17 protein-coding genes and 1 pseudogene are annotated in these 16,515 nt (G+C 58.9%); 3 read left to right on the forward strand and 15 right to left on the reverse strand.

Going from position 1 to position 16,515, the window contains the following annotated elements:
* The 3 genes from EOA78_RS30710 to traC all read right to left on the reverse strand — a co-directional run.
* On the reverse strand, window positions 1-782 hold a 782-nt coding region (locus EOA78_RS30710), incomplete at its 3' end, for a type IV secretory system conjugative DNA transfer family protein (protein WP_164784006.1).
* On the reverse strand, window positions 769-984 hold the full coding sequence (locus EOA78_RS30715; RefSeq protein WP_164784007.1) for a type IV conjugative transfer system coupling protein TraD: 216 nt from the start codon (window positions 982-984) through the stop codon (window positions 769-771). The genes EOA78_RS30710 and EOA78_RS30715, both read right to left, overlap by 14 nt.
* Window positions 985-988: 4 nt before the next feature.
* Window positions 989-1,285 carry a conjugal transfer protein TraC gene (gene traC, locus EOA78_RS30720; RefSeq protein ID WP_127318980.1) on the reverse strand — a complete coding sequence of 99 codons (297 nt, stop codon included), beginning with the start codon at window positions 1,283-1,285 and terminating at the stop codon, window positions 989-991.
* 245 nt (window positions 1,286-1,530) lie between these two features.
* Between traC and traA the strand changes: the two genes are divergently transcribed.
* The 3 genes and pseudogenes from traA to EOA78_RS30735 all read left to right on the forward strand — a co-directional run.
* Window positions 1,531-4,833, forward strand: a complete 3,303-nt coding sequence (gene traA / locus EOA78_RS30725) for a Ti-type conjugative transfer relaxase TraA (protein WP_127318982.1) — start codon at window positions 1,531-1,533, stop codon at window positions 4,831-4,833.
* Window positions 4,830-5,357, forward strand: a complete 528-nt coding sequence (traF, locus tag EOA78_RS30730) for a conjugative transfer signal peptidase TraF (RefSeq protein ID WP_127318984.1) — start codon at window positions 4,830-4,832, stop codon at window positions 5,355-5,357. The genes traA and traF overlap by 4 nt, the downstream gene beginning before the upstream one ends.
* Window positions 5,278-6,069: pseudogene (locus EOA78_RS30735) on the forward strand (carbon-nitrogen hydrolase family protein); the annotation flags it as partial. The gene traF and the pseudogene EOA78_RS30735, both read left to right, overlap by 80 nt.
* 505 nt (window positions 6,070-6,574) lie before the next feature.
* On the opposite strand, the gene EOA78_RS36280 reads toward EOA78_RS30735, so the two are convergent.
* The 12 genes from EOA78_RS36280 to EOA78_RS30790 all read right to left on the reverse strand — a co-directional run.
* Window positions 6,575-6,742, reverse strand: a complete 168-nt coding sequence (locus EOA78_RS36280; RefSeq protein ID WP_164784008.1) for a hypothetical protein — start codon at window positions 6,740-6,742, stop codon at window positions 6,575-6,577.
* A 101-nt stretch (window positions 6,743-6,843) separates the two neighbouring features.
* On the reverse strand, window positions 6,844-7,683 hold the full coding sequence (locus EOA78_RS30745; RefSeq protein ID WP_127318990.1) for a carbohydrate ABC transporter permease: 840 nt from the start codon (window positions 7,681-7,683) through the stop codon (window positions 6,844-6,846).
* On the reverse strand, window positions 7,680-8,525 hold the full coding sequence (locus EOA78_RS30750; protein ID WP_164784009.1) for a sugar ABC transporter permease: 846 nt from the start codon (window positions 8,523-8,525) through the stop codon (window positions 7,680-7,682). Before EOA78_RS30750 ends, EOA78_RS30745 begins: the two co-directional genes overlap by 4 nt.
* 96 nt (window positions 8,526-8,621) lie before the next feature.
* On the reverse strand, window positions 8,622-9,857 hold the full coding sequence (locus tag EOA78_RS30755; RefSeq protein ID WP_127318994.1) for a sugar ABC transporter substrate-binding protein: 1,236 nt from the start codon (window positions 9,855-9,857) through the stop codon (window positions 8,622-8,624).
* A gap of 232 nt (window positions 9,858-10,089) precedes the next feature.
* Window positions 10,090-11,169 carry a sn-glycerol-3-phosphate ABC transporter ATP-binding protein UgpC gene (gene ugpC, locus EOA78_RS30760; protein WP_127318996.1) on the reverse strand — a complete coding sequence of 360 codons (1,080 nt, stop codon included), beginning with the start codon at window positions 11,167-11,169 and terminating at the stop codon, window positions 10,090-10,092.
* A 39-nt stretch (window positions 11,170-11,208) separates the two neighbouring features.
* Complete coding sequence (locus EOA78_RS30765; protein ID WP_127318998.1) at window positions 11,209-12,471, reverse strand: FAD-binding oxidoreductase; 1,263 nt, start codon at window positions 12,469-12,471, stop codon at window positions 11,209-11,211.
* A 276-nt stretch (window positions 12,472-12,747) separates the two neighbouring features.
* Window positions 12,748-13,593, reverse strand: a complete 846-nt coding sequence (locus EOA78_RS30770) for a MurR/RpiR family transcriptional regulator (protein WP_164784010.1) — start codon at window positions 13,591-13,593, stop codon at window positions 12,748-12,750.
* Between the two features lie 101 nt (window positions 13,594-13,694).
* Window positions 13,695-14,390 (reverse strand): HAD-IA family hydrolase, encoded by a 696-nt coding sequence (locus tag EOA78_RS30775; protein WP_127319002.1) that lies wholly within the window; start codon window positions 14,388-14,390, stop codon window positions 13,695-13,697.
* A complete protein-coding gene (locus tag EOA78_RS30780; RefSeq protein WP_127319004.1) occupies window positions 14,387-15,169 on the reverse strand; it encodes a metallophosphoesterase in 783 nt (260 codons plus the stop codon). The genes EOA78_RS30775 and EOA78_RS30780 overlap by 4 nt, the downstream gene beginning before the upstream one ends.
* Before the next feature lie 98 nt (window positions 15,170-15,267).
* Complete coding sequence (locus tag EOA78_RS36610; protein WP_206533534.1) at window positions 15,268-15,561, reverse strand: hypothetical protein; 294 nt, start codon at window positions 15,559-15,561, stop codon at window positions 15,268-15,270.
* A gap of 148 nt (window positions 15,562-15,709) precedes the next feature.
* The gene (locus EOA78_RS30785) at window positions 15,710-16,084 is read right to left on the reverse strand and encodes a hypothetical protein (protein ID WP_127319006.1); all 375 of its coding nucleotides are present in this window, start codon (window positions 16,082-16,084) and stop codon (window positions 15,710-15,712) included.
* A gap of 219 nt (window positions 16,085-16,303) precedes the next feature.
* Window positions 16,304-16,515, reverse strand: a 212-nt coding sequence (locus EOA78_RS30790) for a TrbI/VirB10 family protein (RefSeq protein ID WP_281034082.1), incomplete at its 5' end; no start/stop codon positions are given.

A 16,515-nucleotide genomic window follows, 5' to 3' on the forward strand; every position in this document is an offset into this window, starting at 1 on the left:
ACCTCGCTCGACGGATCGAGCACGATGAGCCCGCCGCCCCATTTTAGCGCGGTGGGGATTGTCACCGACGTCGTCTTGAAACCGCCGGAGCCGGCGAAGACGATGCCGTGGGATGAGCCGAACGACCCGTCGAAGCAGAGCAGCGGCGAACGCCCGCCGGCGCCCCATGTCTCGCGGCTGTCGGGGCGGAAGGCGAGGCCTGCGATATGGTCGTGATCGACGCGGTAGCGCTCGCCGATCACGATGCCGCCCGCATCCGGAAACATCCTTGCGGCCTCGGTCATGCCCATCCAGTCTGCCTCCCCATGGACCGCGCGCTTGCCATGGATTCGACGCGGAGCAGGCTTCGCGAAGGCGGCATTGCCCTTCACGGCGACGCGCAGCGCGAAGACGCCGACGGGGAACGCGGCGAAGGCGCCGAGCGTCGTCGCAGGGTCCGCATAGGCGAAGACGGATTGGCCCGATGGGACATTGCCGGCAATCTCCGCAAGGCGGACTCCCTCTCGCATCAACGCGATCAGAATCGCCGCCACGCTCCCGGTGACGACGCCCCATCCCGCCGCCTTGATGTTCGCGGCGCCGTTTGCTGCGAACAGGAAGATCACGCCGATCGCGGCCGCCGTCACATAGGGCAAAGCGAGGCCGGTGCGCCCCAGCATCAGCTTTGCCTGCGCGGTCTTTCCGAACGCTGCGAGCCAGTGCTCGATCCCCGGCATGATGATGGTCACCCCGACCATCATCGTCGCCGGGATCAGGGCGAGGGCGATCCTATTCGCCGTCACGGCCGAAGGCCTCCGCGCCGATTGCGGTCAGGCGCGAGCGCTCCGCATCGTCGCCCTTGATGCGCTGGCTTGCGTCGATCAGCAGGCCGAGCAGCAGCGCCCGCTTCTCGTAACGCAAGCCGGCCTTCGCGATCAGGCCGCCGAGCTCGATCTTCTCGCGCGTGTCCTTCTTTCGGGCATCGGTCGCTTGGCTCCGGCGCATCCGCTCAAGCCTCGCCACCGCTGCCCGCAGCCGCGCCAGTTGCGACCGTCGCGGTCGTTTTACCGGCGGTCCTGCCGTCGCCGGTGTTTCTCTTTCCGGTCGCAGCTCCCTTGCCTCCGCGAAAGCGTCCGGCGATTTCCTCGAACCCCGCCTGAAGCGTGGCCTCTTCGATTTCGATTTCTCCAAGTCCGGCTTTCAACGCGATCCGGCCGATGCGCTCGGCCTCGCGTGTCTCGGCCTGCTTGAGCTGGTCCTGCAGGCGGGCGATTTCCTCACGTATCTTCGATGACGGCTTCTTCATTCCGGTCGCGTCTCCTTGAAGTCAGGTGGCGTTTGTTTCGCCGCAAGATTCCTGAAAAGCACGTCCGGAGGAACGTGCAGATTTGCACGTCGGCAAGGCCGACACTTTGGAGGATCATCCCGCCGTTCCGAAGGAGCGGATCCAAGGGCGCAATTATACGTCGCTGATGCGACGCGTTGCGTAGAGGCCTGACACGGCCCGCCGCTCCCGACGAACGAGGTTCGCATTCGGGAGTTTTCGTCGCCGTGGCCGTTGCCCATTTCTCCGTCAGCATCGTCAGCCGCGGCGACGGCCGCAGCGCGGTGCTGTCGGCGGCTTATCGGCACTGCGCGAAGATGGACTATGAGCGCGAGGCCCGCACCATCGACTATTCGCGCAAGCAGGGCCTGGTCCATGAGGAGTTCTTGCTACCGGCCGATGCGCCGCAATGGGCCCGCAAGCTGATCGCGGACCGGGCCGTCACTAGTGCGGCGGAGGCCTTCTGGAACAAGGTCGAGGCCTTCGAGAAGCGTGTCGACGCGCAGCTTGCCAAGGACCTCACCATTGCCTTGCCGCTGGAGCTCTCAGTCGAACAGAACATCGCGCTCGTCCGCGACTTCGTGGAAAAGCACATCCTTTCGGAGGGTATGGTCGCCGACTGGGTCTACCACGACAACCCCGGCAATCCACACATCCACCTGATGACCACGCTGCGGCCTCTCACCGAAGACGGCTTTGGCGCCAAGAAGGTCGCGGTCATCGGCGACGATGGGCAGCCCCTGCGAAACAAGACTGGCAAGATCGTTTATGAGCTATGGGCCGGTGACGCGCAGGACTTCAACGCGTTTCGCGATGGCTGGTTCGAACGACAGAACCATCATCTCGTGCTCAATGGGATCGCGCTGCAGGTCGATGGCCGCTCCTACGAGAAGCAGGGCATCGAACTCGTGCCGACGATCCATGTCGGCGTTGGCGCCAAGGCGATCCAGCGCAAGGCAACATCGGAAGGGTGGAAGCCGTCGCTGGAAAGGCTCGATCTGCAGGAGGCGCGGAAGGCTGAGAACCTGCGCCGCATTCAGGCCCGACCGGAGATCGTGCTCGACCTCGTTACCCGCGAGAAGAGTGTCTTTGATGAACGCGATGTCGCCAAGGTGCTGCATCGCTATATCGACGATCCGGCAGTGTTTCAGCAGCTCCTTGCGCGCATCATCCAAAACCCGGACGTGCTTCGCCTGCAGGGTGACACGGTGGCGTTCACAACCGGAGAAAGGGTGTCGGCGCGATACACAACGCGGGAACTGATCCGACTCGAAGCCGGGATGGCGCGGCGGTCGGTCTGGCTCGCCGCGCGGGAAACGCACGGCGTTCCGGAGACGGTGCTGGAGGCGACGTTCGCGCGACATAAGCGGCTGTCGGACGAGCAGCGAACCGCCATCGAGCACGTCGCGGGCCCCGCCCTCATCGCCGCTGTCGTCGGCCGCGCCGGCGCCGGCAAAACCACGATGATGAAGGCGGCCCGCGAGGCATGGGAACTTGGCGGATATCGCGTCGTCGGTGGCGCTCTTGCCGGCAAGGCGGCCGAGGGTCTTTCGCGCGAAGCGGGGATCGCCAGCCGCACGCTGGCCTCGTGGGCGCTTCGCTGGGAAAAGGGGCGCGACACACTCGACAGCAAGACGGTGTTCGTCATGGACGAGGCCGGTATGGTTGCCTCGAAGCAGATGGCCGGCTTCGTCGAGGCCGTCGTCAGGGCAGGCGCCAAGCTCGTGCTCGTCGGCGATCCGGAGCAGCTCCAGCCGATCGAGGCGGGCGCCGCCTTCCGCGCCATCGCCGACCGCATCGGCTATGCCGAACTCGAAACGATCTACCGCCAGCGCGAGGACTGGATGCGAAAGGCCTCGCTCGATCTGGCGCGCGGCAATGTCGACCAGGCGCTTGTCGCTTATCGCGCCCAGGGCAGGGTCCTTGGCTCGGAGCTGAAGGCTGAGGCTGTCGAGAACCTGGTCGCCGATTGGAACCGCGATTACGATCCGGCAAAGACGACGCTGATCCTCGCGCATCTGCGCCGCGACGTGCGCATGCTCAACGAGCTCGCGCGCGAGAAGCTGGTCGAGCGCGGTATCCTCACTGAAGGCCATGGCTTCAGGACGGCCGACGGCATCCGCCATTTCGACGCTGGCGACCAGATCGTGTTCCTGAAAAACGAGGGTTCGCTCGGCGTCAAGAACGGCATGATCGGCCGTGTCGTCGAGGCGGCGCCGAACCGTATCATGGTCAGTCTCGGCGAGGGCGATCAGCGCCGCCAGGTTTCGGTCGAGCAGCGCTTTTACAACAACCTCGACCACGGTTATGCAACCACCATTCACAAGTCGCAGGGCGCGACCGTCGATCGGGTGAAGGTGCTGGCCTCCCTCTCCCTGGATCGCCATCTGACCTATGTCGCGATGACCCGCCACCGCGAGGATCTGCAGCTCTATTACGGTCGCCGCTCCTTCGCCTTCAATGGCGGCCTGACGAAGATCCTGTCGCGTCGGATCGCCAAAGAAACCACGCTCGATTACGAGCGCGGCACGCTCTACCGCCAGGCGCTCGCCTTCGCCGAGAACCGCGGCCTGCATATCGTCCAGGTCGCCCGAACGATGCTGCGCGACCGGCTCGACTGGACGCTGCGCCAGGGCTTGAGGCTCGCCGATCTGGCGGTCCGCCTTCGTGCGGCCGGCGAGCGCCTCGGCCTGCTGCAAACTCCGACAATGCGAACGAAAAAGGAGGCCCGCCCGATGGTTGCCGGCGTGAAACTCTTCCCCAAAACTTTGGGCGACACCGTCGAGCAGAAGCTCGCAGACGATCCTGCCCTTAAGGAGCTGTGGGAGGAGGTCTCGACGCGGTTCCGCTACGTCTTCGCCGATTCCGAGACCGCATTCCGGACGATGAACTTCCACGCGGTCCTGGCCGACAGACAAGCGGCATCGCACACGCTTCAGAAGCTCACTATCAATCCGGCATCGATCGGCCCGCTCAACGGCAAGACCGGTCTTCTCGCCAGCAAGGCGGACCGCGAAGCCCGCCGCGTCGCCGACCTCAACGTGCCGGCGCTGAAGCGCGACATCGAGCGCTATCTTGAGATGCGTGAGCGCGCCCTGCAGCGGATCGAGGGTGAGGAGAAGACGCTGCGGCAGCGCGTGTCAATCGACACCCCGGCGCTGTCGCCTGCCGCGCACAGTGTGCTGGAACGGGTGCGCGACGCGATCGACCGCAACGATCTTCCCGCGGCAATGGGCTACGCGCTCAGCAATCGCGAGGCCAAGATCGAGATCGACGGCTTCAACAAGGCGGTGGCGGAACGGTTCGGCGAGCGCACGCTGCTGACCAATGCCGCGCGCAATCCCGCAGGTCAGCTCTTCGAGAAACTCGCCGAAGGGCTCCAGCCCCAGGAAAAGGAACGGCTGAAAGAGGCCTGGCCGGTGATGCGGACCGCGCAGCAGCTCGCAGCCCACGAGCGCACGGCCGCGACGCTGAAGCAGGCCGAGGACTTGGCGCTCTCGCAGCGCCAGACCCCGGTGATGAAGCAATGACGAGGCGCGGCGTCACAGTGTTCCTCGGCACGGCCGGCAGCGTCGTCGGCGCGCTGGCGATCGGTGTTATCGGCGGCTTTCGGCTGAACCTCACGCCGAGCGAGCCGCTTGGTTTCTGGCGCATCGAGACTCTTCATCGACCCGCCATTGTCGGGGACCTGGTGTTCATCTGTCCTCCGATCGGGCCGCGGTTCGAGGAAGCACGACAGCGCGGCTATCTCCGGCGTGGCGTCTGCGCCGGCGGCTTTGCTCCGCTCATCAAGACTGTCGCGGCGCTTCCCGGTCAGCGTGTCGATATCGGCGCCCATGTCGAGATCGACGGCGAGGTGCTTGGCTCGTCCCGCATTCGCAAGACGGACGGAGAGGGCAGGGCGATCGATCCCTATCCCGGAGGCACCGTGCCGCCGGGCCATCTCTATCTCCACTCATCCTTTGCGAGCTCCTATGACTCCCGATATTTTGGGCCGGTACCGGATAGCGGCCTTCTCGGCCTCGCCCGGCCGGTCATCTCCTTCGATCCGTAACCGCTGGCGTGGGCCGGTCCTGATCGTCTTGTCGATTGTGGTGGGCAAAGTCGGCTGGAGCGGAACTGTGCTGACCCTCCCGGTCGCGATGATCTTCCCGCTGCTCTGGGCGAAGTCGCCGTCGCGCGTGGTCGCGGCCGCCGTCTCGGCAGGCTATTTCCTCGCCGCCTCACGCGGCCTGCCGCAGGGTGTCGCGACCTTCTATGCCGCCGACATCTGGCCGGGCCTCCTGCTCTGGGTGATGGCCTCGACCTCATTCGTCACCGTGCATGCGCTTCTCTGGACACGGCATCCGGGGAAGGGAAGAGCGGTGCGGTATCTCGCGGCGGCGGTGCTGATGGGGCTGCCGCCCTTCGGCATCACCGGCTGGGCGCACCCTATGACGGCGGCGGGCGTGCTCTTTTCGGGATGGGGATGGTGGGGCCTTGCCGCAACTGCGGCCAGTATCGCTATGATGGCATCGCGATACTGGCCGGCAGCTGCCATTGTCCTGGGAGGCTTTTGGCTCTGGTCCGCCGCAACGTGGACAGAACCTTCCCTACCGGACGGCTGGAACGGCGTCGATCTCGAACTGGGCCAAAGGCTCGGCCGCGACGGGTCGCTCCAATATCACCGTGGCCTGATCGCAACAGTTCACGCTCGGGCAGCCGAGGGAAGCCGATTCATCGTTCTTCCCGAGAGCGCGCTGGGCTTCTGGACGCCGACTGTTGCGTCTTGAGAAGCATCGAAATCAACGATGGATCCGTCGCCGGTCGCTATCCGCATTCCAATTATCGGGCCCGCTAAGCATTGCAAGCTATCGCCGCTGCCATGCGTACCCGTCGATACGGCCCCGCTTATCGTTTGCAGATCGATGTCGCCCTGGTTGGGCAATGCCCAACCTGCAGAACGCAGTTCAGGGCCAACGTCACAGATTCGCGTTCCGCCGCGAAGGGTTACGCTGCCGTTGGTTGGGTCGATATTTTCGATCCCTGTTAGACGCTCCGCTGAGATCAGAACTCCGTCCGTGGGGACGATCGGCGTGTAAGAGTGTCCCGTACCCACAACGCGGACGCGCAGGTCGTTGGAGGCTGCTGCCTTGATCGTACTGCAGACGTCATGGTCCGAGCTTGGCATCTCGAAATGCTTTACCCGACAAACCTGATTGCTCACCCAGTTCCGCCAAATCATGCTCGGGCCGAGTGTCGACGCTCCGGTTTCTGAAGAAGGCAATGCAGTTATCCTTGTTTGCGTTTTCTCGGGTCCTTGGCGGTATTCTTATGGCTTGGGCAGCCACCCCGCTTCAGGCGAAACGGCAGCGCTGTGGCCGCCCCGACTGACTTGCGGACCAAGCCGCTATGATGGATATCATCATCGCCATCAATATAAAAGAAGATAATTTCCATTGAGAACTGACCTGTGCCAAGGCGCGAATCCGACCATCGTGCGGGGCACCAATCGAAAACGGTCTTGAACTCGATCCGGGACCTCGTTGGCTCAGCTCATTTCAAGCCTTAATGGCCCCCGAACTCAGGCCAGAAACTAGAGCCCGCTGCGCAAAGACCGTGATGACAGCAATTGGAAGTATTGCGAGGGAGCTTGCAGCCGCCATCGGTCCCCAATCGAGGTTTCGAGCGGATATGAAACCGGAGATGAACACTGGAAGCGTCTTGGCGGAGTTCCCGGCCAACATCACGGGGATGAGGAACTCGTTCCAAGCAAGCAAGCACACGAATATGGTATTCGCCGCTAGTCCGGGCATCAGTAACGGCAACACCACGTACCAGAACGTGGCCACCCGACCCGCTCCATCCACGGCTGCACTGTGCTCCAATGCAATCGGAACCTGGTCGACAAAAGACGTCATCAGCCAGGTCGAGAAGGGAATGTTGACCGCGGCGTACATGACAATCAGAGCGTAGTGGTTGTCATAGATGCCGAGTTTCGAACTTATCTGGAAAAGCGGAACCATTATGACAATGGCGGGAATGGCCCGAATTAGAATTAGGCCAACCTCGAGCGGCGCGCGGCCGGAGAATCGGGGGGAACGAGACAATGCGTAAGCTGCAAACGTACTGACTGCAACGCACAGAATTGTTGATCCGAGCGTGATCGTGATTGTGTTGAGGAAAACCTGCCCGAACCCCCGGGTCTGAAAAATCGCCGCGTAATTCTTCCAGGTGGCTTCGAACGCAAAAATTCTGGGCGGCAGCACAAACGTGTCCGCGCGTTGCTTGATAGACGTGGATAGCGTCCAGAAAACTGGAAACAATGATATCAAGCTTGCAGAAAAGAGAAGCGCGTAACAACATAAATTGCTGAGATGTCGCCTTGCCATAATTTTCATTGCTCCCGTGCCGCTCTGCGCCACAGCCAGTAGATCGGTGAGACAAGGATGACCATCAGGACGCCAAGCGCGGCTGCCCGTGATGTCTGAAAGAACCCGAACCCAGTATTATAGACGAGCATACCGAGCGTTTGAGTTGCGGTTCCAGGTCCGCCCTTCGACGTGACGATGAATATGAGGTCGAACATCTTCAAACTATCGATGATGCGGATCATCACAAGAAGGAGTATGATTTTCTGCAGAGAGGGAAGCGTCACGTAGAAGAATATTTGAAACGTATTCGCTCCGTCGATTGCCGCGGCCTCCGCCGGACCCTTCGATAATCCCACCAAGGCGGCTAATACCGTCAGCATAATGAAGGGGATTGATTGCCAGCTGTCCACTATGGTCACGGCCATCAGCGCCGGCCAACGCCCCCCAAGCCAATTTGGACCGTGAATGCCGATAATACCCAGGGCCCAGTTGACGATACCGAGATCAGCATCAAACATGAAGCGCCAGATCAGGCCCACTGCAACCGGGGTCAGCAGCATCGGAACCATGAGCGCCGTTCGAAACATTTGCGTGCCAAGCAAGTTTTTTTCTATGAGCAGCGCAAGCGCAATCCCTGTAGGAACCTGTACGACAAGCCCCATTACGGTAAGAAGACATGTCGTTCCGATTGCTTCCCAGAACCGCGCGTCCGTCAGTGCGGTGCTGTAGTTTTGCAGTCCTACAAATTGGCCCGGGATAAACGCTCCCAAGGTTTCATTGCGAAACGAGAGATAAAACGCCACCAAGATCGGGACGGCAAATACCGCCAGAATTAGCAGCCAGCTCGGAGCAACCAACAATTCGGCCATTCGTTGGGCGTTTCGGTCGATATCATTTGATCTTTGCCTACCAGAAGTCATTGACGATCATCCCGGGACCGATTGCAGTGCTCCACTCCAGACCGATCATTCCGCCCTTTCCTGAGCAAGAATCGGTTTCAACGTCTCATTCAGTGCCGCTAAACCTTCTGGAATGTCGGTGGTGCCGTTCAACATTGGGGGCAGTGCATCAAGAATGGCCTTCTCCATCTCCGGCCAAACCCGGAGTTGCGGGAGGCGCTCGATGCGGGACGTTGCCGGAATGTTCAAGAGTGGCAGGTATGGATGAATTGCAAGAAGTTCCGAATCGCTGGTAATCGACTTTCTTCCGATCGCGGCGGCACCTGCCTTGAGGAATGCCTTGGAATTCGACTTGCCAAGCACGAATTCAAGAAACTTCCAGGCAGCTCCAGGATTTTTGGCGTCCTTCGGAATCCCGATATTCCATCCGGCAAGGTGCGTGATATCGGCAGCGCCTCTCGGCATCGGCGCAGTCCCAATTTTTCCTGCGTGCAGGTTGTTCGCGGGATCTAGCGCCATGCCCCAGTAGCCCGAATACTGCATCATGGCGCCAACGTCTGTCGACAAGAACTTGTTTGCGACGTCATCGCCAGTTGCCGAGATTCCCCCTTCAGGCCCGTAGGACAGCATGTCCTTGAAATATCTGGTGGCCAAGATTGCCTCCGGGGTATCAACGCTTGGCAACAATTGTTCGTCGTAGAGGTGACCTCCAAAACTCCAGACCAATGTCATCCACCACCAGCTTGCATTCGGTCCCCAGCCGAACATCGCGCCGTCACCCTTATCCGCGTCCTTCACGGTTTTTGCATTGGACTTATATTCGTCCCATGTCGTCGCCGGCTTTAGTCCAAGCTCGCTGTATATATCGGTCCGGTACCATTGAATCATCGGCTCGGTTGACAACGTCAAACCAAGCGTCTTGCCCTCGAAGTTGCCATAGTCTCTTTGTCCCGGCTCAAAGTCGCCGATGTCGTATTCGCTCGATGTGGTGATGCGCGGATCTAGAGGCTGCATAACACCAGCCCCTCCAAATGCGGCCAGAAACGAGTTGTCGAATTGCGCGATATCGTACTGACCCTGCCCTAGCTGCACTGACAGCAGCAGCTTCTGATGCGCCTCGCTATACGGCACCTCCGTGACATGAACCTCAATCCCCGTCTGCTCTTCGAATGCAGGAATGAAGGACTGTATGGCGGTCGAAGATGGGCTCGGAATGAGGTAAAGATTGAGCTCTTCCGCCAATGCATAAGAGGCGCTGAGAGTTGCAATTGCCGCGCCAACCATTGCTTTAATGATTTTCATAAATGTTCCCCTTCATGGTTTCTTTTGAACAGGCCATCGCGACGCGAAATGTTCGCCTTTGGTCATTTCCGAACAACTTCGGAGAGAGATAATGCCGCACTTCCACCATTTATTAGTAGAACTATGTGTTTCACCACTATTGGGCGTCCAGGCGTTTATTCGCTCGGCTGCGGCTTTGAAAGGAACTCCGCTCGCGCCGACGTCACTTTTCGGACCAAATGGGAAGACGTACTCAGATGCGCAGGCTCGTCTCTGGATCGAAGAGATGTAGCCGCCCTACGTTAACATGAAGTCGAAGACGCGAACCCAGATCGGGGCGCATCGCCGAAGCACAGCGTGCAGTCAGTCGTGTTCCACCCAATTCCCCGATAACGTAGGTGTCGGATCCAACCGTTTCCGCAAGAAGATGACTTATCTCCAAAGGCTGAAAAACATCCGTCGAATTCATTCTGCTTTCGTCAGTGAGATCCTCTGGCCTGATGGCCAGGAGGACACGTCTCTTTTTTTCAAGAGCAGCAATGCTGCAGGGCATCTTCAAAACCTGGCCGTCTCGCAGAGTAAGTGTGTGCCCGTGGCCTTCAGCCTCCAACAGATTTATCTGAGGCGACCCGATAAATGTCGCGACAAAGACGTTACGCGGAAAATTATAAAGCTCCTCGGGTGTCCCGATTTGGGCGATCCGGCCGGCCTCCAGACAAACGATCCTGTCGGCGAGCGTCATCGCCTCCGTCTGATCATGCGTGACAAAAATTGACGTCATACTCAGTTTTTGGTGAAGGAGTTTGATCTGGGTGCGAACTTCAGTTCGCAGTTTGGCGTCAAGATTTGAAAGTGGCTCATCAAACAGAAACAGCTGCGCGCTTCGGGAAAGAGCCCGTCCCATGGCCACGCGCTGCCGTTGTCCGCCAGAAAGAGCCCGCGGCCTTCGATCGAGATATGGCGTTAGCTGTAGCAGTTCCGCAATTTCTTTGATCCGCTGTGTGCGTTCTCCAGCAGGGATGCCATGCATCTTCAGCCCAAATCCGATATTAGCAGCGACAGTCATATGCGGATAAAGAGCATAGTCTTGGAAGACCATTGCCAGGTTTCGATCTTTGGCGCCCAAATGATTCACAACGCGGTCATTTATCGACAGTTCGCCATCGGAAATGCCCTCCAATCCGGCGATCATTCGAAGGATCGTACTTTTGCCGCAACCTGACGGCCCGACTAGAACGACGAACTCACCGTCGCGGACATCGAGATCGACGCCGTGAACGACAGCTTGGCTACCGTAGGATTTCTTTACCGCTCTAAGCGACACGTTGACCATATCTTCTCCTGGGGTATGACTGGCTGGTTTGGCCGTCATTCAAGTCAGAGTGAAGCCGTCATTTTGTTCAAGCAGCATGCGTTCCACGTCGATCTGGACCTGCGCCCCGTTGCGATACCGCGTCCCAAAACGGTCGATTTTCCACTGCTCCATACGCACCCATGGCGCGCCTGACTGACCGGTCATATACTCGGCCAGAGCCCTGCCTAATCCTGGGCCATGTGTCATGCCAAACTCGTTGTCGCCGGTTGCGACAAAAAGGCCCTCTATCCCTTCGACACTTCCAGCAAGAAGGCGTCGGTCTGGAGTGTATAACGGCGCGCCATGGCTTACCCTCAATCCTGACCTACGGGCGAATGCCGGAAGCATGCGCGTTGCGAATTCTGCCCGTCGTTGCGCCTCCAATGCGCCATCGATCGGAATGTCGCTGAATTGGTCGGGCAATTGAGACTGAACAAACATGTCCCGCGGGAATATTGAATACATTCCGCCAAACACCAGCCCCCCCTCATGTTGGCGAACCCAAAGCACGTTTCCTGCCTGGCCATCAGATGCAATGCCCGTGAGGAATAGAGCCGGCATCGCAGCGGGGATGCCCATGGGTCGCGCGATCAATCGGGACGCCACGTGTGGAACCATTGGAAGGTAAACGCCATGTGGCTCAAGCAGCGGATTGCTCCATGCACCGGCGGCAACGACAACCTTGTCGGCAGCAACGTGGCCGGTCGATGTATCAACGCCAACAATCCTTCCTCCGCGTTGCACCAGTCCCGTTACGGACCGACCTGTATCGATCACGACGCCCTTTTCGTCGAGCTGATTTGCTAGCGCAATACCGACCTTACTTGCAGCGAGCTGCCCGGCACCCGGCTGTAGTACCCCGCCGAGAATTTCGCCTGCACTGATCATGCCAGCCGTGGCGTCATGGACTTGCGCAGAGTCAAGTGCATGAGTCTTCGGTTCCTCAGGATGCGCCACCATCGCCTGCATCTGTTTCCAAGCTGCCTCATTTCCGGCCACCCAGAGAAGCCCATTTTGCCGAAAGTCGATGTCATGATTTGCGTGAAGCCTAGCGTAGAATTCGAGGCCGTAGCGCTCGAGTTCGGCTTCCTCGGCCTGTTGGGTCGGAGCAGAAACGGCCCAGATTGAAATGAATCCTGCCGCCGCTGCACTGGTTCCGCGGAACATGTTATCCCGCTCGATGATGCGAACACTCTTCACGCCTTGTTCACGGAGGTGCCATGCTATCGACGAGCCAATAATGCCACCTCCAACGATCACGACGTCGCTGGTATCTGCCATGGGTCATCCAACTCTTCGCTCAAAGTACACGTACCTGATCCGCAACGGATTGAAGCTCTTGAAGGCAACAGCGGGCGGAGGCCGACCGTTGCGCCCAGATGGTAAAGCATATTTTTATTTTCATATCAATAGATGGTTTTTTTCATCATATCAGTGCCGGCAGGGGATGGGTAGACTAATGACCACCTGGCGGTCTGAAGCGCGAAAGGGAGGCTTCGCCGAAGGCGGTGTTGGCAGCGACCGGAGTCTTGTTAAGCTGTTAAGCCGTTCGTACAGTCATGATTTGGTGCGCGAGGATTGAGGGATCTTCAGGTATTTGTGCCCCTTCAGACACTCGGCGATGCACTCGCTCAACAGAGCCATTGAAGGCATAAGCCTTGCCGATCCAGGTTCCGGCCAGGGGCCTGCGGAGCTAAGTAAGAGCACCTCATGCGCAACCTCAGAGACCGCGGATTTGTCACGCGTCGTTATTGCAAGCGTATACGCTCCTCTGTCGCGGGCAGTTTTGAGAAAGGCAACTGTTTCCTCGCTCATACCTTCATAGGAGATGCCGATAGCAAACGCCGAAGCATCCAGCCCGTGAGCCAGACCGCGAGCGATGTTCACAGTCCCGGTTGAATGCATAGGGATCCCCAGCCAGATCAGGCGATGTGATAACAGCTCAGCGCAGACTGCGGAGACGCCCATACCAAAAGCTTCAACACGCGTCGCACTCTGTAGTCGCTCCGTCAGGCGCTCGATCTGGGCGTAGTCGAGAAGGCGAGCCGAGGCCGCAACCGAATGTTGGAGCGCCGCGCTCAGGTTGGCAATTTCCGGCCTTACATGCGTATCTTCAGTGGTGAGGTACTGTGTTAGTCGCCGGGCTTTATCGCGCTCAATCTCCCCGGTGAACGCCATCCTGAACTCGCGAAAGCCGGAGAAGCCAAGTGTACGGCAAAATCGCACAATCGACGCTTCTCCGCTGTTTGTCTGACGAGCGAGTTTGGAGATGGATATATCCCCAAGAAGTTCGGGGTTTTGGGCAATGAAATGCGCGATCCTTGATTGTGAGCTGGGTCCGCTGGTGAGCAGATCATATACAGCATCCCGCACCAAGCTTGATGATCTGTCCGCGTTCTTCATTGCACTGTCCGTTGGGATATGGTGAATTCCGGATGTAGCCCCATTGCTTGACCGCTCTCGCATGGGGGCCGGCGTAACTCGCCCATGCCGCCGCCAGTCTTCTACATTGGGCAAAGCAAGCCTTTAAGCTCCTCCAAGTTCAACAACAATGCCTCGGGCTCAAAGGTTCGGAGATCATTCCTCAGCTGATTGGAATGGTGGCGGGCGCCCCCGAACGCGCAGTAGCGCATATTTGCATTTCGCGCGGCATTAAGGCCGATGACGCTGTCCTCAATGACAAGGCACTCGCCCGTAGACACGCCCATGACTTCCGCCGCCAACAGCAGCACGGAAGGATCAGGTTTGCGGATACCGATGTCGTCGGAGGAGAAGAACCGTGAGCCTACAAGCCCTAAAAGATTAGCGGCTCTCATGCGGTGGATGAGTTCAAAACGAGATGTGTTGGATGCGACACAGAACGGAATGGTAAGCCACTGGAGCAGTTCAATCGCGCCAGGTGTCGCCGATAGGCTCACAGAGGCGGCCAGCTGAATCTCAACCCCGACTGTTTCCATGAAGTTCTTAGGCAGGCTCACACCGATAAGGCTTTCCAGACGCGGTTGTTGATCGTCCCGCTCAACACCGGAGAGCGTTGCCGTGATTTCATCCGGATGCACCTGGACACCTTCCGCGGCGAGTTTTGTCGAAATCACCTCCGATGCTATAATTTCCGTCTCCGCAAGGGTGCCGTCAAAATCGAAGATGATCAGTCGAGGCCGTGGCCGATCGGAAGTGGTGATTGAGGGTGCAGCCGTCATTTCGGGTCACCGGGACGAATGACAGGCAGTTGATCAAGTCCCTCGTGACGATGGACGACGACATCCGATCCGTCCAACATGACGACATCATATGAGGGCGCAGCCGCCACGAATATGGGCTTGCCATATTGTTCCCAGTCCAGAACGATATGCTGCGCCGTGCCACGGCTGGCAGTGAACGATATGCCCGACAAACTGCCTGCCGCAGCAACATGCCGATGACCGAAGAGCATGTGGCGGACCGAAGCGTTTTTCCGAACGATGGAAAAGAACCGATCGGTCTCCTTCATGTCGCTCGTCTTAAAGCAAGGCACATGCAAGTCCGCTGGCGTATGGTGCATAGCAACCACGACTGGTCGGCCGGCCGCATGGACAAGCTGGTCTTGGAGCCATTCAAACCGGCCACCGTCGAGGCAACCGAAATGACTAATGTCGTCCTTCGTGTCGAGCAAGACGACGAGCCAGTCGTGCAGGTCGACAGCCGCCTGAACGAAGCCTTCCCCGCCGAAGACCCCTCGAAATGCGCTGCGGTCATCGTGGTTGCCGATCGTTAAATAGACGGGCAGCCGGACCTCCGACAAGATCTCGCGCAAGAGCACGTAAGCGGCCGGATCGCCTGTATCAGCAAGATCGCCGGTAATAAGGATGAGTTTCGCATCTGCGTGTACGCGCGAGACGTGGTCCAAGGTGTCGCGCAGTCTCTGCGCCGGATCGATGCCATAAAGCGTCTTGCCAGGGGCGACAAAATGGGGGTCTGTTATATGAATGATTTTTTGCATTGCTCCACACTTACATGGGCCCGACTCCGGGAGGAGGTGGGGCAAGAAACAGGTGTAACGTTGGGTTACTTGATGGCGCCGTTCTTTGTGGTGATCATTTATCTCGGGCCTTCCTCGGCCGACAGAGCGACCCCGTGAGCGGTGCGGAGCTCGATCTTCTCCGCCACATCCAGCTGGATCGAGCCATTCGAAGCAAACAGTTGACCGACGGCTGGCCAATGAATGTCGCGACTTCTAAATGCGTTGGGGTCGCATAAAGGGCCTTGGGGCTGGCATATTGCAGCACCCGGCCATGCATCATCAATGCGATGCGAGCTGACATCGTCATCGCTTTGATCATGAGTGACATAGCTTCGCGTCACCACCCTCAACTTTGCATCGAGGTTCGACAATGGGTTCGTCCATCAGGAACAAGCCCGGTGCGCGAGCCATGGCCCGCGCCAGCTGCCGTTGCCCTCCCGAACGTTGCAAAGGCGTCCTTCGTTAGATGATCAATCTCCACGATCGCCGTAGTTTCGCGAACTTTCGATGCGATTTCGGTCATCTTGGCTCGCCGCCCGACACGAATGGCCCTACCATCGGCAATCTCTGCACCGCGCTAAGGCTCTCCATCACAGGCGCCAACGAGATGTTTTCCTCGACCGTCATATGCGGATACAAGGACATTGCTCTGAAAAACCATTGCCGGGTTGCGCGCTCCCGGAGCCAAATGGTCCACAACTCGTCCGCCAATTGAAACAGTGCCGCGGGCCCTGCGCTTCGAAGCCGGCGAACATCCGCAATAGCGTTGATTTCCCGCACCCCTGACTGGCCGAGAAGAGACACGAATGCTCCTGCTTGATCGTCGGTAGCAATTTGTTGAGCACCTCGGTCGAGCCAAATGCTTCGAAACACCGTCAACAGCGTCGTTGCCATGTCGCTGTCCCGCCTGTCAAACATCGTCTGGATATCGAATATAATGGAGCTTTTTTTCGAATTTATGTCAAGTGGAGGAAATTAGCGCGCTAGAGGAGGACATTTTTTGAAGTTGCTGCTAGCGCAGTTCACCTCATCGAGAGAGGCTGAGGCTTCTGACCCCATCTAGAGAACCATCGCCGCCAGCAGCCTTCCTTAGAAGTTCCCGTTACCCGGGCGTTACAGAGTTTTGTAGGTTCCCGGGAAAACGATGTCCTGATCGACGAGCACATTGAACTTGTAGCCAGCGCGGATCTCGAGCGTCGGCTGTACGTCCATGTTTCTCTGAATGGTTCGATCGGCAACACGCCCGAAGGTCTCGGCGAAATTTCGTCTTGCGGCATCCGAGGCCGTCTCTTGCGTCGCGAGTGTGGAGCTCTGCGGGATTGCCA

Source organism: Mesorhizobium sp. M5C.F.Cr.IN.023.01.1.1 (assembly GCF_003997585.1).
Classification (GTDB): Bacteria; Pseudomonadota; Alphaproteobacteria; order Rhizobiales; family Rhizobiaceae; genus Mesorhizobium; species Mesorhizobium wenxiniae.